Source organism: Xanthobacter flavus, assembly GCF_017875275.1.
Lineage (GTDB): Bacteria > Pseudomonadota > Alphaproteobacteria > Rhizobiales > Xanthobacteraceae > Xanthobacter > Xanthobacter flavus_A.
Genome location: NZ_JAGGML010000001.1, coordinates 1,494,255 through 1,518,612, shown reverse-complemented (window position 1 = coordinate 1,518,612; position 24,358 = coordinate 1,494,255). Strand labels below are relative to the sequence as shown.

Annotated in this window: 24 protein-coding genes; 12 read left to right on the top strand and 12 right to left on the bottom strand. The window is 68.9% G+C overall.

Annotated elements, in window-relative coordinates:
* Positions 1-73 precede the first annotated feature (73 nt).
* Entirely contained in the window at positions 74-1,015 is a 942-nt protein-coding gene (locus J2126_RS07370; protein WP_209485302.1) for a LysR family transcriptional regulator, read from the top strand.
* Here the strand turns inward: J2126_RS07370 and J2126_RS25760 are convergent.
* From J2126_RS25760 to J2126_RS25750, 3 genes are read right to left on the bottom strand one after another with little or no spacing between them, the layout of a single operon-like run.
* Positions 963-1,832, bottom strand: a complete 870-nt coding sequence (locus J2126_RS25760) for a hypothetical protein (protein ID WP_348634258.1) — start codon at positions 1,830-1,832, stop codon at positions 963-965. The genes J2126_RS07370 and J2126_RS25760 overlap by 53 nt on opposite strands.
* Positions 1,833-1,838: 6 nt before the next feature.
* A complete protein-coding gene (locus tag J2126_RS25755; RefSeq protein ID WP_348634257.1) occupies positions 1,839-2,006 on the bottom strand; it encodes a hypothetical protein in 168 nt (55 codons plus the stop codon).
* Between the two features lie 6 nt (positions 2,007-2,012).
* On the bottom strand, positions 2,013-2,270 hold the full coding sequence (locus tag J2126_RS25750) for a hypothetical protein (RefSeq protein ID WP_348634256.1): 258 nt from the start codon (positions 2,268-2,270) through the stop codon (positions 2,013-2,015).
* A gap of 562 nt (positions 2,271-2,832) precedes the next feature.
* Between J2126_RS25750 and J2126_RS07365 the strand changes: the two genes are divergently transcribed.
* Positions 2,833-3,657, top strand: coding sequence for an AsmA-like C-terminal region-containing protein (locus tag J2126_RS07365; RefSeq protein WP_348634255.1), 825 nt, complete (start codon positions 2,833-2,835; stop codon positions 3,655-3,657).
* A gap of 111 nt (positions 3,658-3,768) precedes the next feature.
* Complete coding sequence (locus tag J2126_RS07360) at positions 3,769-5,889, top strand: 3-hydroxyacyl-CoA dehydrogenase NAD-binding domain-containing protein (protein ID WP_209485298.1); 2,121 nt, start codon at positions 3,769-3,771, stop codon at positions 5,887-5,889.
* A 79-nt stretch (positions 5,890-5,968) separates the two neighbouring features.
* On the opposite strand, the gene J2126_RS07355 is transcribed toward J2126_RS07360, so the two are convergent.
* Together J2126_RS07355 and J2126_RS07350 are read right to left on the bottom strand one after the other, a co-directional pair.
* Positions 5,969-7,162: an acetyl-CoA acetyltransferase gene (locus J2126_RS07355; RefSeq protein WP_209485295.1), complete on the bottom strand. Its 1,194-nt coding sequence runs from the start codon at positions 7,160-7,162 to the stop codon at positions 5,969-5,971.
* A gap of 15 nt (positions 7,163-7,177) precedes the next feature.
* Positions 7,178-8,623: a 3-oxoacyl-[acyl-carrier-protein] synthase III C-terminal domain-containing protein gene (locus J2126_RS07350; RefSeq protein ID WP_209485293.1), complete on the bottom strand. Its 1,446-nt coding sequence runs from the start codon at positions 8,621-8,623 to the stop codon at positions 7,178-7,180.
* 155 nt (positions 8,624-8,778) lie between these two features.
* Here J2126_RS07350 and J2126_RS07345 point away from each other — a divergent pair, with 155 nt between their 5' ends.
* Positions 8,779-10,026 (top strand): NAD(P)/FAD-dependent oxidoreductase, encoded by a 1,248-nt coding sequence (locus J2126_RS07345; protein ID WP_209485291.1) that lies wholly within the window; start codon positions 8,779-8,781, stop codon positions 10,024-10,026.
* 212 nt (positions 10,027-10,238) lie between these two features.
* Here the strand turns inward: J2126_RS07345 and J2126_RS07340 are convergent, their stop codons facing one another.
* Positions 10,239-10,910: a TetR/AcrR family transcriptional regulator gene (locus J2126_RS07340; RefSeq protein ID WP_209485289.1), complete on the bottom strand. Its 672-nt coding sequence runs from the start codon at positions 10,908-10,910 to the stop codon at positions 10,239-10,241.
* A 310-nt stretch (positions 10,911-11,220) separates the two neighbouring features.
* Here J2126_RS07340 and J2126_RS07335 point away from each other — a divergent pair, with 310 nt between their 5' ends.
* Together J2126_RS07335 and J2126_RS07330 are read left to right on the top strand one after the other, a co-directional pair.
* Positions 11,221-12,546, top strand: coding sequence for a phenylacetate--CoA ligase family protein (locus tag J2126_RS07335; RefSeq protein ID WP_209485287.1), 1,326 nt, complete (start codon positions 11,221-11,223; stop codon positions 12,544-12,546).
* Between the two features lie 7 nt (positions 12,547-12,553).
* On the top strand, positions 12,554-13,456 hold the full coding sequence (locus J2126_RS07330) for an alpha/beta hydrolase (RefSeq protein ID WP_209485285.1): 903 nt from the start codon (positions 12,554-12,556) through the stop codon (positions 13,454-13,456).
* Between the two features lie 91 nt (positions 13,457-13,547).
* On the opposite strand, the gene J2126_RS07325 is transcribed toward J2126_RS07330, so the two are convergent.
* From J2126_RS07325 to J2126_RS07300, 6 genes are read right to left on the bottom strand one after another with little or no spacing between them, the layout of a single operon-like run.
* Positions 13,548-14,666: a CaiB/BaiF CoA transferase family protein gene (locus tag J2126_RS07325; protein ID WP_209485283.1), complete on the bottom strand. Its 1,119-nt coding sequence runs from the start codon at positions 14,664-14,666 to the stop codon at positions 13,548-13,550.
* Positions 14,667-14,671: 5 nt separating this feature from the next.
* Positions 14,672-14,992: a 2Fe-2S iron-sulfur cluster-binding protein gene (locus tag J2126_RS07320; RefSeq protein WP_209485281.1), complete on the bottom strand. Its 321-nt coding sequence runs from the start codon at positions 14,990-14,992 to the stop codon at positions 14,672-14,674.
* Between the two features lie 36 nt (positions 14,993-15,028).
* Positions 15,029-15,778, bottom strand: coding sequence for an SDR family NAD(P)-dependent oxidoreductase (locus J2126_RS07315; protein WP_209485279.1), 750 nt, complete (start codon positions 15,776-15,778; stop codon positions 15,029-15,031).
* Positions 15,775-16,605, bottom strand: a complete 831-nt coding sequence (locus tag J2126_RS07310; protein WP_209485277.1) for an enoyl-CoA hydratase/isomerase family protein — start codon at positions 16,603-16,605, stop codon at positions 15,775-15,777. Before J2126_RS07310 ends, J2126_RS07315 begins: the two co-directional genes overlap by 4 nt.
* A gap of 49 nt (positions 16,606-16,654) precedes the next feature.
* A complete protein-coding gene (locus tag J2126_RS07305) occupies positions 16,655-17,188 on the bottom strand; it encodes an aromatic-ring-hydroxylating dioxygenase subunit beta (protein WP_209485275.1) in 534 nt (177 codons plus the stop codon).
* On the bottom strand, positions 17,188-18,465 hold the full coding sequence (locus J2126_RS07300; RefSeq protein WP_209485273.1) for an aromatic ring-hydroxylating oxygenase subunit alpha: 1,278 nt from the start codon (positions 18,463-18,465) through the stop codon (positions 17,188-17,190). The genes J2126_RS07305 and J2126_RS07300 overlap by 1 nt, the downstream gene beginning before the upstream one ends.
* A 372-nt stretch (positions 18,466-18,837) precedes the next feature.
* Between J2126_RS07300 and J2126_RS07295 the strand changes: the two genes are divergently transcribed.
* The 6 genes from J2126_RS07295 to budA all read left to right on the top strand — a co-directional run bounded on the left by J2126_RS07295 (position 18,838) and on the right by budA (position 24,350).
* The gene (locus tag J2126_RS07295) at positions 18,838-19,977 is read left to right on the top strand and encodes an ABC transporter substrate-binding protein (RefSeq protein WP_209485271.1); all 1,140 of its coding nucleotides are present in this window, start codon (positions 18,838-18,840) and stop codon (positions 19,975-19,977) included.
* A 166-nt stretch (positions 19,978-20,143) separates the two neighbouring features.
* Positions 20,144-21,016: a branched-chain amino acid ABC transporter permease gene (locus J2126_RS07290; RefSeq protein ID WP_209485268.1), complete on the top strand. Its 873-nt coding sequence runs from the start codon at positions 20,144-20,146 to the stop codon at positions 21,014-21,016.
* Between the two features lie 2 nt (positions 21,017-21,018).
* Positions 21,019-21,975, top strand: coding sequence for a branched-chain amino acid ABC transporter permease (locus tag J2126_RS07285; protein WP_209489951.1), 957 nt, complete (start codon positions 21,019-21,021; stop codon positions 21,973-21,975).
* A complete protein-coding gene (locus tag J2126_RS07280) occupies positions 21,972-22,757 on the top strand; it encodes an ABC transporter ATP-binding protein (RefSeq protein WP_209485266.1) in 786 nt (261 codons plus the stop codon). Before J2126_RS07285 ends, J2126_RS07280 begins: the two co-directional genes overlap by 4 nt.
* Positions 22,744-23,445 carry an ABC transporter ATP-binding protein gene (locus tag J2126_RS07275; RefSeq protein ID WP_209485264.1) on the top strand — a complete coding sequence of 234 codons (702 nt, stop codon included), beginning with the start codon at positions 22,744-22,746 and terminating at the stop codon, positions 23,443-23,445. Before J2126_RS07280 ends, J2126_RS07275 begins: the two co-directional genes overlap by 14 nt.
* Positions 23,446-23,516: 71 nt before the next feature.
* On the top strand, positions 23,517-24,350 hold the full coding sequence (gene budA / locus J2126_RS07270) for an acetolactate decarboxylase (RefSeq protein WP_209485262.1): 834 nt from the start codon (positions 23,517-23,519) through the stop codon (positions 24,348-24,350).
* Positions 24,351-24,358 lie beyond the last annotated feature (8 nt).

Sequence of the window (24,358 nt, the reverse complement as noted above, 5' to 3'; positions counted from 1 at the left end):
TCGCCGTGCGAGCCATTGCCGTCCATCGCAGATTTGATACTTTTCCATACGCAGATTGCGTATGGAGGCAGTGGTGCCGGCATCCCTCGTTCCCGCCGCCCTGCGCTATGCCGAGCAGGTGGCCCGCTCCGGCTCGATCCAGCGCGCCGCGAAGGATCTCAACGTCGCCGCCTCGGCCATCAACCGGCAGGTGCTGCAACTGGAGGAGACGCTGGGCGTCCCCCTGTTCGAGCGGGTGGCAAAGGGCATGCGCCTCACTCCCGCCGGGGATGCCCTCGTCACCCTCGCCCGCCGATGGATGGCGGACGAGCGGCGCACCGCCGCCGAGCTGCGCCAGCTTCAGGGGGTGGATCAGGGCCATGTGCGGGTGATGGCCATGGACAGCCACGTCAACGGCATCCTGCCCGCCCTCATCGCCGATCTCGACGTCCGCCATCCGCGCATCTCGTTGGACGTGGAGGTGGCGAGCACGGATGCCGCCGTCGCCGCCCTGACGGCCGGGGATGCGGACATCGCCGCGATCTTCAACCTGTCGCCCCGGCGCGACATCCATGTGTTGTGGTCGGCGGAGCTGCCGTTCGGCTGCGTGATCGCGCCGGACCATCCGCTCGCGCGGCGCGGCTCCATCAGCCTGCAGGAGGTGGTGGCCCATCCCATTGTGCTGCAAAGCCGCGCCTTGATGATCCGCCGCTATCTGGAGGCACGGCACGGCTGGCTGTTCACGCAGGAGCGCAAGACGCTGGAGACCAATTCGCTGCAACTGGTGAAGATCCTCGCCCGCGAGGAGGGCTACGTTGCGTTCACCTCCGAACTGGACGCGGCGCCGGAGCTGATTGCCGGCACGCTGGTGTTCCGGCCCGTGCGCGACAAGGGCGCCGAGCCGCAGATGGTGTCCATCGCCATCGACGGGCGCAAGCCGCTGACGCGCGTGGGCCGCATCGTGGCGGAGACGCTGGAACGCCTCATCGGCCAGACCATCGCCAACGTGCGCCGCGCGGGGCCTGCGTCGGACTGAGGGACGCGCGCGGCAGAATTGGCCTGCTGGTGCTGCGATAGGTATGCTCGCGCGAGGCGGTCGCGTCGCGGCCAGGGGCAAGCTGGAGGAGCAAATGGTTCGCTTTGCGCTGCGGGCAGTCGCGGTCCTGCTGGCGCTGGCGTGTGTCGCGATCCTCGCGCTGGTGCTCGCGGTCAACCTTCCGCAGGCGGAGGGCGCGCGCCGGGCGCTGGCGGAAGAGGGGCTGACCCAGCTTTGGGGCGAGCCGGTCCGAGTGACAGGAGCCGTCGCCGTTAGCCTTTGGCCTCGCGTGTCGGTGGACATGGACGGCGTGGAGGCCCGCGGTGCCGATGGCGCCAACGCGCGCATCGACCGCCTCACCGTCTCCATTTCGCGCTATGCGCAACTGCTCGCCGGTCGCCTGCGCTACGGCCTCGAGGTCGGGGGTGGCGATTTCGACCTGCCGTTCGACGCCGGCCTGAAGGCCCGCCCCGGATCGTTGCTGGCATCTCCCATCCACGTGCTCTCGTTGCTGCCCCACCTTTCGATCCGCGACACGGTGATGCGCTTCACCGATCCAATGAACGGCTGGCTGTTCGAACTGAAGGTGTCGAACCTGAAGAGCGCGATCGAGACGGGGCGCAACGTGCTCGTCGCCGACGCGGCGTTGAACGGCCAGGCGTTGACCCTCGCATTTGCCTTCGACATCGATGTGGAGAAAGAGGAGCGGGAGCGCCCCTATGGCGCGCAGATCACGCTCGCGACCGCCGGCGAGGCCGACGCCCGGGGCCTCTCGGCCCGTCTCGATGTGCGCGCGCCGACCAAGCGCTTCGATCACGGCCTTTCAATGCGGCTGCATGCCGATGCCGGCAGCCTCGCCAAGGTGCTCACCCTCGCCGGGATCGCGCCGACCATTGACGGGACCGGCCAAATCGCCGTGCGCCTCAAGGTCGAGCCGGACCACGCCAGCTTTCACGATCTGGATCTCGTCCTCAATTTGGCCGAGGGCCAAAGGATTTCAGTCACAGGGCAGGCCGACGACCTCGAAACCCTCGCCGGCGCCGAGCTGAAGGCGGTCGCCGATCTCAAGACGGACGCGCCGCCCGCCGTCTCCCTCCGCGAGATCGTCGTGACCCGCCTGACGGGCACCTTCCACAGCCGTGCCGAAGGCATGATGCTGGACGAGGCGCTCATCTCCACCAATGCGTTCGACCAGAGCCTGCGCGAGATCGGCCCCATCCGCGTGCGCTCGGTCGCCCGTGACCCGGAAGGTCACGTGGCCTTCCGGGGCCTATCTGTGCGCGCCGGCCCCCCGGATCGGCCCATCGCCCAGCTTGAGGGCAATGTGGATGACGTCCTCGGCCTTGCCGGCGTCGAACTGGCGGGCAGCATCGACATTCCCGTGGCCAGCGTTCTTTCCTTGCCCGCTGAGGCCCAGGACAGGCTCGGCCGTATCGTCGGCAGCCTGTCCCTGTCGGACGCCGGGGACGGCCTCGGGGTGGATTCCTTCGCGGCCCGCATAGACGGCAGCGACCTGATCTCCGCCGATCTCGCTCTCGTGCTGGACGAGCTCGGCAAGCCCGGCGTGGCGGCCACCACCCAGGTGGATGCGCGCCTCAAGGTGCCCAACTATTCCGCCTTCGCAGCTGCTTTGGGGGAAGCATCCAACTTCCGGGGGCAGCTGGGGTTCGAGGGGCGCCTCAGCGGCAACACCGACGCCCTGACGATGGAGGGCCGCACCGACATCGGGCGCACACGCATCAACGGAACCCTCTCCAGCCTTGCCGCCCCCGGGGGACGCTCGTTGGTGAAGGGCACCATCAGCTCCCCGATGGTCTATGCGGACGAACTCATCTCGTTCCTTCGGCCGGCGGGCCAGCGGCGCCCCAAGACCGTGCGGGTGGTGGGCGCCCGCGAGCGGGATGGCGGCAGCCAGCTCGACCTTGATCGGCACCACGGATGCGGACGTGAGCATTACCGCCACGCGTCTCCAGGGCGGCGGCGACAGCGCCACCGGCGTTCAGGCGCGTCTCGCGGTGAAAGACGGCAGCCTGAGGGTGGACCCGATGCGCATCGGCTACCGGGGTGGCGTGATCACCGGCGTCGTGGCGAGCGAGGGCCGCTCCGTCATGCGCGCCAAGGGGTCGGGACAGGGCTGGCCGCTGTCCTCCGTGCTTGGGCGCGGCTCGGCCATCTCGGTGTCCGGCACCCTGCAGATCGTCTTCAATCTCACCGCGCGGATGGATGCCGCCGATCCTCTCGCCACCCTCGCCGGCACGCTCACCGGCCGCGTGGGCAGCGGCCGCATCGGCACTGGCCTGCTTGATCTCGCCGGTGTCGGCATTATCGCGGGCATCTTCACCTCGTCGGTCCAGAAGGGCGAGAGCGTGATGCGCTGTGCCAAGGTGCCCCTGGTGTTCCACAAGGGTGTCGGCCGCACCAATCCGGTCATCGTCGTGAATACGGAGAATGTGCAGGCGCTCGCCCGAGGGACGGTCGACCTCGTGCGCAATCGCATCGACCTGCGCGTGGCGCCCCGGCCGCTCAACGCGCCCGAGGGGCCGGCCGGGCACAGCTTCACCGTGACGGGCGCGCTCAGCAGCCCGTCGATAGAGCTGGCATCGTCGGGCAATGATCCGGGGGGGCGCTACAGCTGTAAATGAGACCAAAGCGCTCGCGTGACCTGGACTTGGAATTAATAGATCGATCGATTAGTCTATAAATTCCAGCCGCGCCCTGCGGTTGATCTGGCCTCCCCCCCTCTGGAGCGAACCATGACCGACCATCGGCCCGTGCCTCCGCGCGGCGTGCCCGCGCATGAGGGAGCTTCCCCCGTCACGATCACCCGTCACGGTCCTGTTGCTGTCATTCACATCGACCATGCTCCGGTGAACGCGCTGTCTCGCGGCGTGCGTCAGGGTCTGCTGGATGCGGTGCGCGCGCTGAATGCCGACCCCGCCGTCTCCGCCATCGTCCTGAGCGGCGGTCCGGGACGCTTCATCGCCGGGGCGGACCTGCGTGAGATGGCGCTGCCGCCGGATGAGCCGTTTTTGCCCGAGGTGGTGGGCGCGATCGATGCCTCAACCAAGCCCGTGGTCGCGGCGCTGGATGGCGCGGCGCTGGGCGGCGGCTGCGAGATCGCACTGGCCTGCGATCTCAGGCTCGGTTCGACGAAGGCGCTGGTCGGGCTCACCGAGACAAGGCTCGGCATCATCCCCGGTGCCGGCGGGACCCAGCGGCTGGTGCGGCTGGTGGGGGTCGCGCAGGCCATCGCGCTGGTGTGCGAGGGGCGGGTGCTGAAGGCCGGCGAGGCGCTGGCGCTGGGCCTCATGGATGCGGTGGTGGAGGGCGATCTCCTCGCCGAAGCCATCGCCCGCGCGCCGACGGTCGCGAAGCGCCGGCTCTCGGCGATGCCGGTGCCGGCGGGCGATATTGGCGAGGAGGAGGCCGCGACCGCCAAGGCGCTGAAGGGGGCCAAGGGCGTGCCCGCCATCGCCGAGGCGATCCGCGTCATCAAGGCCGCGCGGGCGGGCGACTTCGCCGCCGGCCTCGCTGCCGAGCGCGCGGCGTTCCTCGCCTTGCGCGAGAGCCCGGAAGCGAAAGCCCTGCGCCATCTCTTCCTCGCCGAGCGGGAGGCGGTGAAGGTGCCGGGGCTGGAGGGGGCGAAGGCACGCCCGGTCTCCTCGACCGCCGTCATCGGCGCCGGCACCATGGGCGCGGGCATTGCCGTGGCGCTGCTGGATGCAGGTTACCCGGTGATCCTCGTGGAGCGGGATGACGAGGCCGCCCAGGCCGGCGTCGCGCGCATCGACGGGCTTTACGCCCGGCAGGTGAAGAGCAGCCGCATCACCGAGGCGCAGAAGGCCGAGCGCCTCGCCCGCCTCGCGCCCGCATCCGACTATGCGGCGCTGTCCGAAGCCGACCTCATCGTCGAGGCCGCGTTCGAGGACATGGCCGTCAAGACCGACATCTTCCTCCGCCTCGATGCGGTGGCAAAGCCGGGCGCGGTGCTCGCCACCAACACCTCCTATCTCGACCTCGATGCCATCGCCGCCGCCACCGCCCGGCCGCAGGATGTGGTGGGCCTGCACTTCTTCGCCCCGGCCAACATCATGAAGCTGCTGGAGGTGGTGAAAGCCACCCATACCGCGCCGGATGTGCTGGCGACCGCCCTCGCGCTGGCAAAGAAGATGGGCAAGCAGCCGGTGGTGGCGGGCAATTGCGACGGCTTCATCGGCAACCGCATCTATGCGGTCTACCGGCGCCACGCGGAATATCTGGTGGAGGACGGGGCCAGCCCCGAACAGGTGGATGCGGCGCTGGAGGCCTTCGGCTTCGCCATGGGCATCTTCGCGGTGTCGGACATGTCCGGCCTCGACATCGCCTACGCCATGAGGAAGCGCCGGGCGGCGACGCGCGACCCCGCCGAGCGCTACGTGGATATCGCCGATCAATTGGTGGAAGCGGGGCGTCTCGGCCGAAAGACCCAGGCCGGTTGGTACGCCTACGACGCAAACGGCAACCGCACGCCCGACCCAGCCGTCACGCAGATCATCGCGCAAGCCCGCGCCGCCAAAGGCATTCAGCCGCGATCCTTCACCCCCGAAGAGATCCAGCTCCGGCTTCTGGCGGTGATGGCGAACGAAGGCGCCAAGGCCCTCGCAGAGGGCATCGCGCTGCGGCCGTCCGACATCGACCTCGCCTTCGTCAACGGCTACGGCTTCCCCCGCCTGAAGGGCGGCCCCATGCATGCCGCCGACGCCCTCGGCCTCGCCGCCATCCTCGCCGAAGTCGAAGCCGCCCACGCCACCGGCGGCACCGGCTCCGACCCCGCACCGCTCCTCGCCCAGCTCGCCGCCGAGGGGACGACATTCGCAGACTGGCAGAAGGCCTAAGCCTCTCGCCCAGAAGTAAAAAACCCCGCCGCCGGCGCGTGCCGGGCGGCGGGGCAGTCAGCGGGCCGCCACGGTCGGATCAGGCGGCACCGACAATGGTGATGGAGCAGACGTTCTGCGCCGGCGCACCGCCCAGATTGTGGGTGAGGGCGAGGCTGGGATTGCCGAGCTGGCGCTCGCCGGCCTGCCCCGTCAGTTGCAGCCAGCATTCGTAGAGCATGCGCAGTCCGGAGGCGCCGACGGGATGGCCGAAGCATTTCAGGCCGCCATCCACCTGGCAGGGCAGGGTGCCGTCTGCGTCGAAAGCGCCGTCCAGCATACGTTTCCAGGCGGTGCCTTCGTCGGCGAGGCCGATGTCTTCCAGCGTCACCAGCTCGGTGATGGAGAAGCAGTCGTGCAGCTCTGTGAAGCTCAGCTGGGCGCGGGGTTCGGCGATGCCCGCCTCGGCATAGGCCCGGCGCGCGGCGATGCGGGCCGTGTGGACATAGGAGCCGTTCCAGCCGCTGCTCTGCACCTCCCAGCCATTGGAGGCGACGAGCTGGATCGCCTTGACCAGAACCAGCGTCTTTCCAAGGCTTTGGGCGATTTCCGGCGTGGTGACGATGGCGCAGGCGGCGCCGTCCGACACCGGGCAGCAATCGAACAGGCCCAGCGGGTCCGCCACGAGGGGCGCATTCACCGCCTGCTCGACGGTTATCGCCTTGCGCAGATGGGCGTTTTTGTTGCTGACCGCATTGGCGTGGCTCTTCATGGAGGTGTGCCCCATGGCCCGCTTGAGATCACCCGGCGAGATGTTGTGCCGCGTTCCATAGGCCCGCGCGAGCTGGGCGAAGTTTCCCGGATTCGTGTGTGTTGGCAGATACATGGGCGCGAAGGTGCCGCGCGAGGCCGGGGGCAGGCCGGCAAAGCCGGTGTCCTTCAGCTTCTCGACACCCACCGCCAGTGCAATGTCCACCGCCCCCGACGCCACGGCATAGACGGCACCGCGAAAGGCTTCCGTGCCGCCGGCGCAGAAGTTTTCGACACGGGTGACGCCGATGTTCGGAAGGCGCAGAGCCTGGGCCATCGGGGTGCCGGCCTTGCCGGCGCCGATATCGTCATAATGGGAAGAATACCAAGCCGCGCCAATCTGTTCGGGCGTGATGCCGGCATGGCTGAGCGCCTCAAGATACGCTTCCGCCATCAGCTCTTCCTGCCCCACATCCCAGCGCTCGCCAAAGCGGGAGCAGCCCATGGCGAGGATGGCGACCTTGTCCTTGATTCCATTGGCCATTTTCTCGCCCTCTCGTCAGTCTGCGGCGGACGGCGCGGGGGCCGCGACCGCTTTCCAGAAATAGCGACGGTACCCGGTTCGCTCGTCCAAATCCTTGATGCGAAAGACGAAATTGACCGCATCGCCGGGCGAGAGACGCTCCGCTTCGGGGTCGGTGAAGTCCATCATCAGGCGGGCGCCGCCGGGGATGTCGATGAGGCCGTAGCAATTGGGCGGGCTGCGGGAGAAGGCGAGGCGGTCTGCGGTGGCGGTGGCCACCGTGCCGCCGAGGTCCGCGAAGGGGCATGGTTGCTGGGTTTGCGCGAACAAACCAGCCTCCGCCACGGCGAGGCGGGAGGGGGGAAACTGCACCTGCCCTGTCTCGGGGCTGCGACTGCCGACGAAGCCCAGCAGGGCCTCGGAATTGCGGTAGGCGGTGGTGAGCGCCTCGTTGACCGGGAAACGTCCGCGCAGGCCGCGCTCCCACGGCATGAGGCCGCGAAAGATGGGGAGTTTCAGATAGTTGCCCTCGGTGACCCCAGCCGCCAGAGCGGCCGAGGCGGCGGCCGGGAAGGTGGTGATGGCGTCGGTCGCCTCCAGCACCAGAGCGGTGGCGCCCTGGCCGAACTGGGCCACCAGCACCCGCTCGCCGGGGTGCATGTCTTCCATCACTCGCGCCAGCATCACGAGGGCATGGGCCGCGCCCGTGTCTCCGCATTCCAGATCAAGGGGTTGCGCGAGTTTTGCGCGGGAGAGGCCGGCCGCCTGCGCCACCGCCTTGGCTGCGCCGGGGATGACGCAGGGCAGGACGAAATGGTCGATGTCGGCGGCAGAAAGCTGCGCTTTTGCAAGAGCTTCCGTGATGGCGCGGGGCACGAGGTCGAGGAAGCCTTCTTCCCGCACCCAGCGCTCCTCCCAGTCGGTCGCCAGCGGCCGGTCGGGGACGCGGTAGCGCTCGATGAAAGGGGCGGAGAGGCTGGCACCGCCGCGATAGGTGAGGAGGTCCGGCCCGCCGCCGACGAGGGCGCTGACACCCCCATCCGAATAGCGCATTTCGGCCATTCCACCCGGGTTGTTGAGAGGCATATCGGCGGCGATCAGCAATGCCGGGTCGGTGGATTCGAGCGCCCCATGCAGCGCGAGCAGCCCGCACCTCATGGTACCTCCCACATCCTGCGTCCGGGTCGCCTCGGGGAGGCGGAGGGCGGCATGGACGAGGGCGGCCTGCTGCGGCTCGGCGAACACCGGGGTGGTGGTGGCGAAGGTGAGGGCGCGGATGGCGGTGCGCGCCTGCGGAACCTGTGCCAGGCAGGCGCGGGCGGCGGCGACGCCCATCGTGATCGGGTCTTCGTCCCAATAGGCCAAAGTGCGGGCGCCGCGGGCCTCGCCCCGGGGGCAGAGCCAGCCCATGGCGGCGGCCATGGCGGCGCGCTGGAGGCGCAGGCGCGGCAGGTGGATCGCGAGTGCTGTGATGCCCGTCATGTGGTGCCCGTCTGTGCGGCCGGGGGAGGGGGCTTCACCGGTCGCCGCGCGCCGAACGTCGGGGTCGACGGCGCGCGGGAAAGCCGATTGCCGCCCGCATTTCGGCAGTATAATAATCAGAACGTTCGGTCAATAAATATCCAGAGGGGGGCGCCATGGGAGACGTGCGGACGGGTGAGGAGCACATCGCCATTGTCGGGGCCGGGCAGGCGGCCGCCTCCCTCGCGCTGCGCCTGCGGCACGGGGGCTATTCCGGAGCGCTGACGATCTTTGGCGACGAGCCGCACCCGCCCTATCAGCGCCCGCCGCTCTCCAAGGCCTATCTCAAGCGCGAATGGACGGTGGACCGGCTCTATCTGCGCCCGGCCGAATTCTGGAGCGGCCTCGGCGTCGATGTGGTGACGGGGGCGCCCGTCACCGCGCTCGATCCCGCCGCGCGCACGCTGGAGGTGGGCGGGCGCAGCGTGGCGTGGACGAAGCTGGCATTGGCCACCGGCACCCGGCCCCGCCCGCTGCCGCCGGAATTCGCCGATCTTTCAGGCGTCTACGAATTGCGCAGCCTCGCTGATGCGGACCGGCTGGAAGGCGAGATCCGCCCCGGCCGGCGGCTCCTCGTGCTCGGCGGCGGCTATGTGGGGCTGGAGACGGCGGCGGTGGCGGCGAAGGCCGGCGTCACCGTGACCGTGGTGGAGCGTGCCGCGCGCATTCTGGAGCGCGTCGCCTGCGCCGAAACCTCCGACGCCATCCGCGCGCTCCACGCGGGCCACGGCGTGCGCATCCTGGAAGGCCGCAGCGTGGCCGGGGTGGAGGCGCGGGAGGGCGCCGTCGCAGCGGTGACGCTGGACGACGGCACGCGCCTGGATGTGGATGCGGTGCTGGTGGGCATCGGCGTCCTGCCGCGTGATGAACTCGCCCGCGCGGCCGGCCTCACCTGCGAGAACGGCATCGTGGTGGACGCGCACGGCCGCACCTCGGTGGGGGGCAACTGGACACCCGGCATCTGGGCGGCGGGCGATTGCGCGTCCTTTCCGTTTGAGGGCGTGCCGACCCGGCTGGAGAGCGTGCAGAATGCGGTGGACCAGGCGGAATGCGCCGCCGACGACATGCTCGGCCACACCCGTTCCTATGCGCCGGTGCCGTGGTTCTGGTCCGATCAGTACGAGATGAAATTGCAGATCGTCGGCCTCAACCGGGGCTATGACGCCGTGCTGCGCCGGCAGTCCGAGCGGGGGGAATCGCTCTGGTACTTCCGCGACAGGCGCATGATCGCCGTGGATGCGCTGAACGACGCGCGCACCTACATGGCCGCGAAGAAGCTGCTGGAAGCGGGCGCGGTCCTGACGCTGGACGAGGTGGCGGACGCGGGGTTCGATCCGGTGGCGCGGATGAAGCGGTCGGCGTGAGGGGGGCGCCGGTCTGGCTGTAGGGAACGCCGGAGTGATTTAGAGCGCTGTCATGCCCCGGCTTGGCCGGGGCATCCACCCGGCCGCGGCCTGGGTGCTTGATCGCCAAAAGCCGGCCCAGCCGTGGAGTGGATCCCCCGGACAAGCCGGGGGATGACGGCGCGAGAAAGGGGTTGAAGGCGTCTGACAGATCGCTGGGTCGCCCCGCCCCTCTACTCCTTGCCGCGCCCCTCATGCCGGCTCCCATGCCGCCCGTCCGGCTTCGCATGTGCCGCGCCGGTGGTCGTCGGCGCGGGGGCATTGGCGTAGCCCTTCACGAAGAGGGCCACGGTGCGGTCGGCCAGCTCGTCGGGCGTCACGGCGCCGTCGGCGTGGTACCAGGTGTAGGTCCAGTTGATCATGCCGAAGAAGAGCATGGTGTCCACGTGCGCCGTGGGGGAATGGGCGAGATCCGGCCGCAATTGCAGAAGGATGTCCCTGACATAGGCGATCAGCTCGCGCTGCTTGGCCACCAGCACCTTGCGCGTCTCGGGCGCGAGGAATTCGGTGCAGGTGAGCAGCGCCACATGCTGGTCGCGCGAGACGGAATAGACGTTCAGGAACAGGCGGGTGAGCTGGCGGAAGCGCTCCTCCGGGTCCTGATAGCCGTAGAGGGTCTGCCGGCACTTCATGAGGAGGCTTTCCACATGCGAGGTCAGCAGGTCGGAAAGGATCGCCTCCTTGGAGGTGAAATAGTGATAGAGCCGCGACTTGGAGCACTCGCACGCCTCGGCGATGTCGCCGATGGAGGTCGCGGCATAGCCGCGCTGCGCGAACACGGACGCCGCCCGCTCGAGGATGGTGTCGTGGATATTGTCGTATTCGGCTGAGCGCGTTCTCGCCACGGCGGCCACACCTGCAAGAATGATCCGATCATTCGGTCTATAGGCGCATGGGGCGTCGGTGCCAAGGGCGGTACAAAGGGCGGTACACCGGCGCATCGCCTACTGAGGCACCATCGGCCGCTGCATCGAGCGGCGCGACAGGTGATCAAGGCGCCTTCCCTATGGTAGCCTCGCCGCGTCAGCGCGCCACCGACGTTGATGCAGATCAAAATCGCCGTTTACATAGACCATCCGTTCGGTCTATTAATTCGCCAATCGAGAGCGGCCACAAGAGCCGTGTGTTCCAACGGTCGGATGGGGGAGGAGCCAGATGCAGCATCCCGAGGTGGAGTCGCTCGACCGCGACGGAATTCTGAAGCTTCAGCGCGAGGGCCTCGCCGGCCTCGGCGCGCGTCTCGCCCGGTGTGACACCTGGAAGGCGCATTTTGCCCAGGCCGGCATGAAGCCGGAGGATCTCGCCTCCGAGGACGGCCTCGCCAACGCGCCCTTCATGGACAAGTCGCTGCTGCGCGACCTCTATCCCTTCCCCTTCCTCACCGTGCCCATGGAGAGCGTGGAACGCTTCGTCGCCACCTCCGGCACCACCGGCCTGCCGGTGACCTTCGGCATGACGAAGAATGATTACAACACGCTGCTGCCCTATCAGATGGCGCGCCTGCTCAGCGCCGCCGGCGTGAAGCCGGGCTTCCGCGCCTATCAGGGCTATGGCTATGGCCTGTGGATCGGCGGGCCGGCGCTGGATGCCGGCTTCTCCGCCGTGGGCTGCACCAACTTTCCCATCGGGCCCGGACGCGGCGAACTCGCCGCCCGCTGGCTGCGCGACCACGCCTATGACGTCGCCTCCATGTCGCCGCTGTGGCTGATGACGCTGGTGCAGGCCGCCAAGAACCAGGGCATCGATCCGCGCACGGACTGGACGCTCAAGGTCGCCATCCTCGGCGGCCAGTCGGTCTCGGCCGAATTCCGCGCGCAGCTGGAGGCCGAGATGCCCGCGGGCTTCATGAGCCACAACATCTACGGCACCACGGAAGCCGGCGGGCCCATCCTCGCCATCTCCACGCCCCACACCCATGCGGACGACGAGCTTCAGCTCCTCAACGAGGATACGGTGATCGTCGAGATCCTCGATCCCAAGACCATGAAGCCGGTGTCCGAGGGTGAGGTGGGCGAGATCGTCATCACCACCCTGCGCAAGGAGGCCTCCCCCGTGGTGCGCTGGCGCACGCGCGATCTCGTGCGCCTCTCCCCGCGCCCCTACGATTGCCCCTCGGGCCGGCGCGGCATGCGCAAGATCGGCCGGATCATCGGGCGCACCGACGACATGATCAAGTTCAAGGGCGTCATCGTCTTCCCGTCCCAGATCGAAGACGTGATCGCCGGCATTCCCGGCCTCGCCAAGGAAGCCTGGCAGATCTACGTGGACAAGGAAGCCACCACCATCGGCAAGATGACGGTGGCGGTGGAGGCGGTCACCGCCTCGCAGCGTCCCGGCGAGGATGCGGCGGCCGATGTGCGGCGCGAGATCAAGGCCCGCCTCGGCATCAACGTGAACGTGGAATGCCACGCGGAAGGCGTGCTGCCGCGCTATGAGGCCAAGGCCACGCGCGTGCTGCACCGGCCCGAAGCGACCCACTGAGGCGGCCTTGGCAGAGGCTCTTTCCTCCGACGCACCCGCCTTCGAGCGGGTGCGCGCGCGCATCGAGGCCGCGACCTCCGCCTGGGCGGCGGGGCTGACGCTCGCCGAGATCCGCGACAGCTTCGAGGCTTTCCTCGCAGACGGGGAGAGCGCGCCGGAGGTGACGCGCACGCCGCTCGCCCGCGCCGGCCTTCCCGCCTGCGCCTTCGATGCCCCGGGGGGCGATGCCGCCCGCGTCCTGCTCTATTGCCATGGCGGCGGCTTCCAGATCGGTTCCATCCGCTCCCATGCCGGGCTGATGGCGCGGCTTGCGGCGGCGAGCGGGATGCGGGTGATCGGTTTCGACTATCGCCTCGCCCCCGAGCACCGCTTTCCGGCGGCGCACGACGATGTCTTCGCAATCTATCGCGCGATGTTGGAGGCGGGGGAAACGCCGCTCGCGCTCGTGGGGGATTCCGCCGGCGGGGCGCTGGCGCTGGGCACGGTGATGCGGGCGCGGGATGCGGGATTGGCGCTGCCCAAGGCGCTGGTGCTGCTCTCGCCCTGGCTCGATCTCACCCTGGGCGGGGAGAGCTATAGCGCGCTGGCGGACCGGGACATCTTCTCCCGTCCCGAGCAGTTGAAGGCCATGGCGCGCACCTATCTCGGCCGGAACCACACGCCGGCCGATCCCGCCGCCTCGCCGGTGCTGGGCGATCTTTCCGGCCTGCCGCCGATGCTGGTGCACGCGGGCGGGCACGACATCACCCTCGACGACAGCCACCTTCTTGCCCGCCGCGCGGTGGAACAGGGTGGGCGCGTGGAAGTCGAGGTGTTTCCCGGCATGTGCCACCATTTCCAGGTGTTCGCGGAGCTGCCCGAGGCAGCGGCGTCGCTCTCCCGCATCGGCGATTTCCTGCGCGGGCTCTGAAACCCGGCCTCCTCCCGACGCCTTTCGACGTCGCTTGCGCCGGGCGCACTCGCCGGCCTCCCGCCACCGCCGGGAGGCCGGTTTTTTCGTTTCACCCCAGCCGCGCCGGATCGAGCCCCCAGTCGGCGAGGATGGCCGGCCCATCCGCGCCCGGTGCCGCGGGACCTTGAGCCACCTCCGAGGGGGTGGCGGAGAAGCGGGGGGCGGGGGCGGGTTGAGTCACGCCGTCGACCGTCACGAACGCGCCGCGCGCCTGCGCATGGGGGTGCGCGGCGGCCTCGTCCCAGTCGAGGATGGGGGTGACGCAGGCGTCCGTGCCGTCAAACAGCGCCGCCCAATGGTCGCGCGGCTCCGTGATGAACAGAGCCGCGAGCCGCGCGCGCAGTTCGCCCCAGCGGGCGGGATCGGCGGCGTGGGTAAACTCGGTGGGCTCCAGCCCCAGCCGGTCGAGGAGGATGCGGTGGAAGCGGCCCTCTACCGGCGCGACGGCGAGGAACTTCCCGTCCGCGCAGGCATAGGTGCCGTAGAAATAGGCCCCCCCATCCAGCAGGTTCGCGCCGCGCGCATCCCTCCACATCCCGCCGGCGCGGAAGCCCCAGAACATGGCTGCGAGGAGCGAGGCGCCATCCGTCATGGCGGCGTCCACCACCTGTCCCTGACCGGTGGTCCGCGCCGCGAGCAGCGCTGCCACCATGCCGAACGCCATCAGCATGCCGCCGCCGCCGAAATCGGCGACGAGGTTCAGCGGCACGGGGGGCGGCGCATCGGCCGGGCCGATGGCGGCCAGCGCCCCGGTCAGGCCGAGATAATTGAGGTCGTGCCCGGCCGCGTCCTTGAGCGGCCCCTCCTGCCCCCAGCCGGTCATGCGGCCGTAGACGAGGCGCGGATGGGCGGCAAGGCAGGGCTCCGGGCCGAGGCCGAGGCGCTCCATCACCCCCGGCCGGAAGCCCTCGATGAGGCCATCCGCGCGGGCGATCAGATCGTGCATCACGGCGAGGTCGGCCTCGGCCTTCAGGTCGAGGGCCAGCGAGCGGCGGCCGCGCGCCAGCACGTCGAAGCGCGTGTTCATGAGCGGCAGTTCCGCCCGCGCGCCCTTCTGGTGAATGCGGATGACCTCCGCCCCCGCATCCGCCAGCATCATGGCGGCGAACGGCGCCGGGCCGAGGCCCACCATCTCGACGATGCGCAGTCCCGAAAGCGGACCCGGCATCGTCCTCAGCCCTGGCCGGCGGGCAGATGGACGACGAGGCCGTCCAGCGCCGGGGCCACCTTGATCTGGCAGGAGAGGCGGGAGGTTTCGCCCACGTCCTCCGCGAATTCCAGCATGTCGCGCTCCATGCCGGTGGCCTCGCCCACCGCCAAAGACCAGGCGGGATCCACATGCACATGGCAGGTGGCGCAGGAGCAGGCGCCGCCGCACTCGGCGACGATACCGGGCACATTGGCGCGGCGGGCGCATTCCATGACGGAGAGCCCGTCATCCGCATCGATCTCGATGCGCGCGGCGGCAGGCGTGACGAAGACGATGCGGGTCATCGGGGGCTTCCAGTGTATTGGTCTTGCTTGCGAAATTCAGGCGCCGCAGCCCATGCCGCCGGAGACGCCCAGCACCTCGCCCGTGATGAAGGCGGCGCCCGGCGAGGCGAGGAAGGCCACCGCCGCCGCCACTTCCTCCGGCTCGCCCATGCGGCGCAGGAGGGTGAGGGCGGCCATGTCGGAGAGGATCTTCTCGCCCACCTCCGCCACCGCCCGCTCCACCATGGGGGTGCGGATGGGGCCGGGGGCGACGGCGTTCGCGGTGATGCCGTAGCGGGCGTTTTCGCGGGCGATGGAGCGGGTGAAGCCGATGAGCCCGGCCTTGGCGGCGGCATAGACCGCACCGCCCTTCGAACCCAGCCGCCCCGCCTCGGACGCGACGTTCACGATCCGCCCATAGCGCGCCGCCTGCATGGCCGGCAGCGCGTGGTGGGTGAAGAGGAAGGCAGTTTCCAGATTCACCGAGAGCAGGAACCGCCAGTCGTCCACCGTGGTGTCGGTGAAGAAGGCGTGCTGGTCGGCGCCAATATTGTTCACCAGCACGTCGAACGGGCCGTGGGTGGCGAACAGCGCCTGCGCGGCCGCCGCGTCCGTGCCATCCATGTGGACGAAGGTGGCCCCGGTCTCGCCCGCGAGCACGGTGCCGGTCGTGGCATCGCGATCGCAGAAGGTGACGGCCATGCCGTCCGCGCCGAGCTGGCGGACGATGGCGGCGCCGATGCCGGCGCCACCTCCCGTGACGAGCGCGCGGCGCGGGGGCAAAAGCGGCTTCTCGGGCGCGCTCATCGGCCGGTGAAGACGGGCTTGCGCTTCTCGATCACCGCCGCGAGGCCCTCGCGGCTGTCGGCGGTGAAGGAGAGTTCGGAGACGGTGCGCGCCTCCTCCGGCAAAGCGCGCTCCACGTCCAGCGCGTTCCACAACAGGCGCTTGGTGGCGGCCATGGCGAGCGGCGCGCCGGAGGCATAGAAGCGCGCGGCCTTGCCGGCTTCCTCGGTCAGCGCCTCGTCCGCCACGCACTTGGTGATGAGGCCGATGGACTGCGCCTCCTCGGCGGTGACGACGCGGTTGGAGAGCATGATCTCGGCCGCGCGGCGGAAGCCCACGAGATGGGGCAGGATGACCGAGGCGCCGGCATCCGGCGCCATGCCCACCCGCGTCGCCCCGGCCATGAACTTCGCGCCCGCGCCGGCGATCACGATGTCGGAGGCGCAGACGAGGCCGAGCCCGCCGCCGCCCGCCGCATAGCCGTGCACCTCGGTGACGACGATGGCCTTCAGGCGGATGAGGGCGCCGATGGCGACCTGGAGATAGGCCGTCACCTCGCGCAGGAAATCGCCCAGCGCCTCACCTTTGGAGGCGAACTCGCGCACGTCGCCGCCGGCGCAGAAATTCGCGCCCGCGCCGCGCAGATGCACCACCCGGACATCGGCGGCGCGATGCACCACCATGATGGCGCGATAGAGCGCCTGCATCAGCTCGATGTTCATGCCGTTGGCCGAGCCGGGGCGATTGAGCGTGAGGGTGGCGACGCCATCGGCATAGTCGAGCAGGACGGGGCCTTCGGCGATCCAGCTTTCGGGGGCGGGGGTGCCGTGTGTGGTGCTGTGTGTCATGGAAGCCTCTGGGGTGGGAGGGGAGGGAGCACGGTGGCAGGGCCCGCCCTCACACCAGGAACGACAGGGTGAAGATCGGCTTCATGTTGTTCACGAGGCAGATCTTCTTGCGCACCAGCCGGAAACCTTGCTCCGTCATGCGCAGGCGGTAGGTGTTGCGCGCCGCCCAGAGCGTCTCGCCGCGCAGATTGTCCTCGTAGATGAGGACGTTGGCGCGCACGTCCACCTCGGGGCCGCGCACCTCGGCGATCTCGATGTTGGAGATCACGCGGGCCAGCTCCGAGCGCGGCGTCTGGGTGTGGCGGCGGCCGGTCTTGAGCTGGCGGATGCGCACGCCGATGCGCGAGCGGTTGTCATAGAGCACCGACATTTCCTTCTCGGGGTCGGTGTCGTCGCCATTGGCGGGGACCCAGTAGATGGCGTCGTCCGTCCACAACGCCTCCCACCCGTCATAATCGTGGGTGTCGGCGAGGCGCGCCTCCAGATAGAGGAATTGCGCCACCTGATGGTGCAGCGTCGCCGGCTCGATCTTGGCGAGGTCGGGGGCGGAGGCGTCCGTGAAGGAGTGAGCGAGGGCGGTCATCAGCGGGCCTCCGTCATCAGGTTCAGATAGTGGCGCCAGATGCCGCGCTGGGGCGTCTCGTCGGTGGAATGGGCGATGCGGAAGCCGTTCTCGTCGAGGCGCTCGCGGTGCAGGCCGCGCGAGAGCACCAGCCATTCCGGATCGAGGATCTGCGCGCCGCGATGGTTGCGCTCGTACATCTCCGTATCGTCGGCGAGGAGGAGGCCGGCGGGGCCCACCGAGCCCATGGTCTGCTGGCGCAGGCGGCGGTTGATGTCCGGCGCGCCCTTGAACTGCACGGCGGTGACATGCTGGATGGTCTCGTCCACCGCCACCGGCTGGAGCACGAAGATCTGGATCTCGGCGATGAAGAGGTTCGGGAAGATCATGACGTGGGGCGAGCCGTCGATCATGATCTCTCGCGCGCGCTCCTCGCCATAGGCGGCGTTCATGCGCGTCACATAGTCGGGCAGGCGCTCCGGCGTGGTGCCGAACCACTGGAGCGGCTTGTCGTTCTTGCGCCATTCGGGGCGCAGGTCGAACTCGGTGTGGCCGTTTCCATAGTCGCGGGTCAGCGCCGTGGAGTCCGCCGCGTAGAGGCTGCCGATGCCGGAGTTCGTCACCTGGAAGACGGAGCCATGGACGAAGCCGGGGTGATAGCCGTCCGTCTCGTTCTCCAGCATGAACTTCCAGTTGGCCTTGGTGCGGTGCTGCAGGAAGCCGGCGGTCAGCTCCAGCTCGCCGGTGGGCGAGTTGTCGAGCAGCTGGTCGAGGGCCGCCTTCGCGCCGCCGAGGTGTTCCTCCAGCGAGATGCCCTCGGCCGCCAGGGAGCCGAACACGAAGCCGCGATAGATGGCGATGCGCGGCACCTTGCCGAGGTTCAGCCCCGCCTTGCTCTGGCCCTCATAGCCCTCCGGCAGGGCATAGCCCATGAGGTCGCCGGTGTTGGAGAAGGTCCAGGAGTGATAGGGGCAGGTGAAACTGGTGCGGTTGCCCTTCTGGTAGGCGCAGAGCTGGTTGCCGCGATGGGGGCACTTGTTGAGGAGGAGGCGGACCTCGCCCTCCTTGTCCCGCACCATCAGCACCGGCATGGGTCCGATGGACTTGGTGACGTAATCGTTCTTGTTGGGAATTTCGCTGGTGTGGCCCACATAGACCCAGGTCTTGTACCAGATCTTCTCCAGCTCTTCCTGGAAGATGGCCGGATCATAGTAAAGACGGCTGTTGATGCGCGCGGGCTCGATGAGCGCGCGATAGTCGCGGGCCTGTGCGGCCTCGGACACGGCGGCGTGCGGCATGGCGGTCCACCCCTGGTGTGGTCTTTGGATTGGCGGATAATTCATCGAACGATCGATCTAACTATTCCCGCGATCCTTGCGCCATGTCAAGCGGAACCCTGCGACGTGCCGATGCGAAATCTTTGAGGGGCGGATGCGCGAAAGGCGCGCCTTGATATTGGTACGTCCCTGAATTGGCGCAAAAAGTCCGCTTCGCTGACCTTGCGTTCAAACGCCCAAGATTCTGGTGGCAATGCGGTGCGATCTGAATTAAAAAGACCGAACGATCTAACGATAATAGATCGAAGCGTGATGCCCCCTCGCTGATCTCCGCAGGCTTGCCCGCGGTGGCGACGGCGCGGCGGCGTCAGCCATCAATCCTGGGGAGGACACATGAAGAGGATTGTCACGGGCGCCCTCGCGCTGGCCCTGCTCGCCACCGCCGCCCCCGCTCTCGCCGACATCAAGATCGGCGCCGTGGTTTCCGAGACGGGGCCGGCCTCCTCCCTCGGCGATCCCGAGGCCAAGACCATCCGCATGATGGTGGAGGAGCTGAACGCCAAGGGCGGCATCAAGGGCGAGAAGGCCAAGCTCGTCCTCTATGACGACGGCGGCGACCCTTCCAAGGCCAAGACCTTCGCCACCCGCCTCGTGGAAGACGACGGCGTCGTCGCCATGGTCGGCGGCACCACCACCGGCACCTCGCTTGCCATCCTCGCGGTCGCGGAAGAGAGCAAGGTGCCGTTCATCTCGCTGGCCGGCGCCATCGAGATCATCGATCCGGTGAAGCCCTTCACCTTCAAGACCCCGCACACCGACCGCATGGCGTGCCAGAAGATCTTCGACGACATGAAGGCCCGCGGCCTGACGAAGATCGGACTCATCTCCGGCACCGACGGCTTCGGCGCCTCCATGCGCGCCCAGTGCATCGCGGTGGCCAAGACCTCCGGCATCGAGATCGTCGCCGACGAGACCTATGGGCCGAAGGATGCGGACATGACCCCGCAGCTCACCAACATCCGCAACAAGCCGGGCATCCAGGCGGTGCTCAACACCGGCTTCGGGCAGGGGCCTGCGACCATCACCCGCAACTATGCGCAGCTCGGCATCACCTTGCCGCTCTACCAGTCCCACGGCGTCGCCTCCAACGCCTTCATCGAATTGTCCGGCGCCAAGAATGCCGAGGGCGTGCGCCTGCCCGGCACCGCCCTTCTCGTGGGCGAACTGCTCGATCCCAAGGACCCGCAGAAGCCTGTGGTGCTGGCCTACAAGGCGAGCTTCGAGAAGGCGGCGAGCGCGCCGGTCTCCACCTTCGGCGGCTATGCCCATGACGCCATGCGCATCCTCACCGAGGCGCTCAACAAGGCGCCGTCCGCGAAGCCCGCCGCCATCCGCGATGCCATCGAGGGCACCAATGGCCTCGTCGGCACCACCGGCACCTACAATTATTCGAAGACCGACCATCTCGGCCTCGATCTGTCCGCCTTCCGCATGCTGGAAATCAGCAATGGCGGCTGGAAGCTGGTGAAGTAGACGCAGCTTTGCTGCACATCTTCCGCCGCGCCCGTCGCGGCGGACCATAAGCCGCCCCCGCCGGGCCAGCGCCCGGCGGCAAGGCGCGGCACCCTTCCACACAGCGTGAGGCGGCCCGCCGGTGCAACCCGGCCGCCGCTTTGAACCGCCCGCGGGGAGCGAGCGCATGTCCGATCTGCTGCAATTCCTGGTGTCCGGGGTCACGGTGGGCGCGGTCTATGCCCTCGTCGCCCTCGGTTTCACCATCATCTACAACGCCTCCGACGTGGTGAACTTCGCCCAGGGCGAGTTCGTGATGCTGGGCGGCATGATCTCGGTGGCCGGGGTCGCCGCCGGATTGCCCTTGCCGCTCGCGGCGCTCATCGCCATCGCACTCACGGCGGCCATCGGCGTGGCGCTGAACACCTTCGCCATCGAGCCGGCGCGCGGGACGCCCGTGGTGTCGCTCATCATCATCACCATCGGCGCCTCCATCTTCATCCGGGGCGTCACCCAGATCGTGCTCGACAAGGGCACCCACCGGCTGCCCTCCTTCTCCGGCGACGATCCCATCCGCGTGCTGGGCGCCACCGTGCTGCCGCAGAGCCTGTGGGTGGTGGCGGGGGCGGTGGCCATCTTCGTGGCGCTGTGGCTGTTCTTCACCCGCACGCTCATGGGCCGCGCGGTGCTCGCCACCTCCAACAATCGCCTCGCGGCGCAGCTCGTTGGCATCAACACCCGCTTCGTGATGACGTTCTCTTTCGCCTTGTCCGCCGCCATCGGCGCGCTGGCGGGCGTGCTCATCACCCCCATCCTGCCCACCAGCTTCGAGATCGGCATCACGCTGGCGCTGAAGGGCTTCGCCGCCGCCATGCTGGGCGGCATGGGCAACCCGAAGGGCGCGCTCGCAGGCGGGCTACTGCTGGGCCTCATGGAGGCGCTGACGGCGGGCTACATCTCCTCCCACTACAAGGATGCGGTGGCCTTCTTCGTCATCCTCGCCGTGCTGTTCGCCTTCCCGCGCGGCCTTTACGGCAGCAATCCGGTGGAGCGCGTGTGACCATGCGGCTCTCCTCCAAGCAGTCCACCTTGCTGGTGCTGGCGGTGCTCATCATCGCCAGTCCCTTCTTCTTCCCGTCGAACTATTATTACCGCGTGGGCTCTCTGGTCTTCGTCAATTCCATCGCGGTGGTGGGCATCGTCATCCTCACCGGCTATGCCGGGCAGATCAGCCTCGGCCATGCCGGCTTCCTCGGCATCGGCGGCTATGCCTGCGCGCTGCTGCCGGCGCATTTCGGCCTGCCGCCCGCGCTCGCGGTGGTGGCCGGGGCGGCGATTTCCGGCGCCATCGCATACGGGGTGGGCCGGCCCATCCTGAAGCTGAAGGGCTATTACCTCGCGGTGGCGACGCTGGGCTTCGGCGTGCTCGTCTCCATGGTGCTCGCCAACGAAGGCTGGCTGACGGGCGGGCCGGACGGCATCAAGGTGCCGGACCCCGGCCTGCGCGCGCTGCTGGAACAGGCGGGCATCGAACTCACCAACCCGCAATTCTGGTACGCCCTCTGCGGCCTCGTGCTCTTCATCGGCGCATGGCTCGCGCTGAACCTGCGTGAAAGCCCCACCGGCCGGGCGCTGCGCGCGCTGCATGGCTCGGAGGTGGCGGCGCGCACGGCGGGCATCGACGTGGCGAAGGCGAAGCTGAACGCCTTCGTCATCTCGGCCGTCTACGCCTCGGTGGCCGGCTCCCTTTTGGCCTTGCAGAACCGGCTCATCACGCCGGACGTGGCGGGCTTCATGCACTCCATCGAGCTGGTCACCATGGCGGTGCTGGGCGGGGCGGGATCGGTGCTGGGCGGCATCTTCGGCGCGGCGCTGCTCACGCTCCTGCCGCAGGTGCTCACCGTGCTGCAGGATTACGAGCACGTGGTGCTCGGCCTCGTGATGATGCTCGTGATGATCTTCCTGCCGGCGGGGCTCATCCCCAGCGCCCGGCGCCTGTTGCGGGGGAGGGGGGAATGAGCCTCTTGCAAGTGGAAGGCCTCGGCATCTCCTTCGGCGGCGTCACGGCGGTCAACGACGTGTCGTTCGCGCTGGAGACGGGCAGGATCCTGTCCGTCATCGGCCCCAACGGGGCGGGCAAGACCACGCTGTTCAACATGATCTCCGGCGTCTATCTGCCGAAGTCCGGCCGGGTGCGCCTCGATGGCGAGGACGTGACCGGCCTGCGCCCGGACCTGCTGGCGGTGCGGGGCATGTCGCGCACCTTCCAGAACCTCCAGATCTTCCACGAGATGAGCGTTCTGGAGAACGTCATCGTCGGCTTCCACATGCACGAGCGCGGGCCGGTGCTCGCCGATCTCTTCGGCCTGCCCGGATCGCGCAAGCGGGCACGGGCGGCGGCGGAGGGCGCGCGGGTGCTGCTGGAGCGGGTGGGGCTGGAGCGGGCGGCCGAGCGCGAGGCGGGCGCCCTCTCCTACGGCGCGCTCAAGCGCCTCGAGATCGCCCGCGCGCTCGCGGCCAGCCCGCGCGTGCTGCTGCTGGACGAGCCGGCGGCCGGCTGCAACGCGGTGGAGACGGAGGAGATCGACCGCCTCATCTGCGAGGTGGCGAAAACCGGCGTCGCCATCCTCCTCGTGGAGCACGACATGAAGCTGGTGATGCGCCTGTCCGACACCATCGTGGTGCTGGACCATGGCGAGAAGATCGCCGAGGGCGATCCCGCCGTCGTCAGCCGCGACCCGAAGGTGATCGAGGCCTATCTCGGCGCCGGCACGACGGAGGCGCTTCATGCTCACGGTTGAGGGGCTGCGCTCGCGCTACGGGCGCATCGAGGTGCTGCACGGGGTGGACCTGTTCGTCGGCTCCGGCGAGATCGTCACCGTGGTAGGGGCGAACGGGGCGGGCAAGACGACGCTGCTGCGCTGCCTCTCCGGCGTGCAGCCGGTGTCGGGCGGCTCCATCACCTTCCGCGGCGAGGCTTTGACGGCCGTGCCGGCCTATCGCCGGGTGGCGCGGGGGCTGGCGCAATCGCCGGAGGGGCGGCAGATCTTCACCAATCTCAGCGTGGAGGAAAACCTGCGCCTCGGCGCCTTCGTCTTCGCCGACGCGCGGGTGGAGCGCGACATGGCGGACGCCTTCGCCATGTTCCCCATCCTGAAGGAGAAGCGCAACCAGCTGGCGGGAGGCCTTTCCGGCGGGCAGCAGCAGATGCTCGCCATCGCCCGCGCCCTCATGGGTCGCCCCGCCTGCCTCTTGCTGGACGAGCCCTCCATGGGCCTCGCGCCCATCCTGGTGGCGCAGATCTTCGAGGTGGTGAAGGGGCTCAAAGCGCTGGATGTCACCGTGCTGCTCGTGGAGCAGAACGCCTTCGGCGCGCTGTCGGTGGCCGACCGCGGCTATGTGATGGAGACCGGCCGCGTGACGATGGTGGGACCGGCGGCGGAGCTGATCGCCGACCCGCGCGTGCGGGAGGCGTATCTGGGGATTTGAGGCGCGTTGCCTCCCCGCCGCAAATCTGCTCTTGAGGGGCCATTGCTCCCAGCCCCCGGAGAGATGGACCCATGCCGCGCGTCGAGATCGATCTGCCGCTCTCCCTGAAGACCGCGCTGGAACAGGAAGCCGCCCGCGCCGGGAAGGATCTCGGCACGCACATTCGCGCCATCCTCGCCGATCATCTGAAGGCCGAGGTCCACACCGTGTTCCAGGTGTCCACCTCCGGCGCGCTCGTGGCCGGCGTGTACGACCGGGAGGTGAGCGTCGGCACGCTGCTGGAGCACGGCGATTTCGGCCTCGGCACCTTCGCCGGGCTCGATGGCGAGATGGTGGTGCTGGACGGCAAGGCCTTCCAGGTGCGCGGCAGCGGCGCGGTGCATGAGGCGCCGGCGGAGGCCGGCTCGCCCTTCGCGGTGGTGACGCGCTTTTCCGCCGATCGGGTGGGGGAGACGGAAAGCGTCACCAGCTTCGACGGCCTCGGCGCCGCCTGCGACTGCTTCCGCGCCTCCGACAACATCTTCCACGCCGTGCGGCTCGATGGGCGGTTCAGGAAGGTGAAGGCCCGCGCCGTGTGCCCGCCCAAGCCCGGCACGCCGCTCGCCGAGGCGGCGAAGACGCAGAGCGAGTTCACCTTCGAGGACGTGGACGGCACGCTGGTGGGCATCTGGTCGCCCTCATACTCCGCCGAGTTCAGCGTGGAGGGCTACCACTTCCACTTCCTCTCGGACGACCGCAGCCAGGGCGGCCATGTGCTGGAGGTGGAGGCGGGGCCGCTGAAGATCGCGGTGGAGAACCTCACCGACTTCCACCTCATCCTGCCCGAGACCGAGCACTTCCTGAAGGCGAACCTCGACCAGGACGTGGCGGCGACGCTGAGCACCGTCGAGCGCTCGCACTCCTGAGCGGGCGC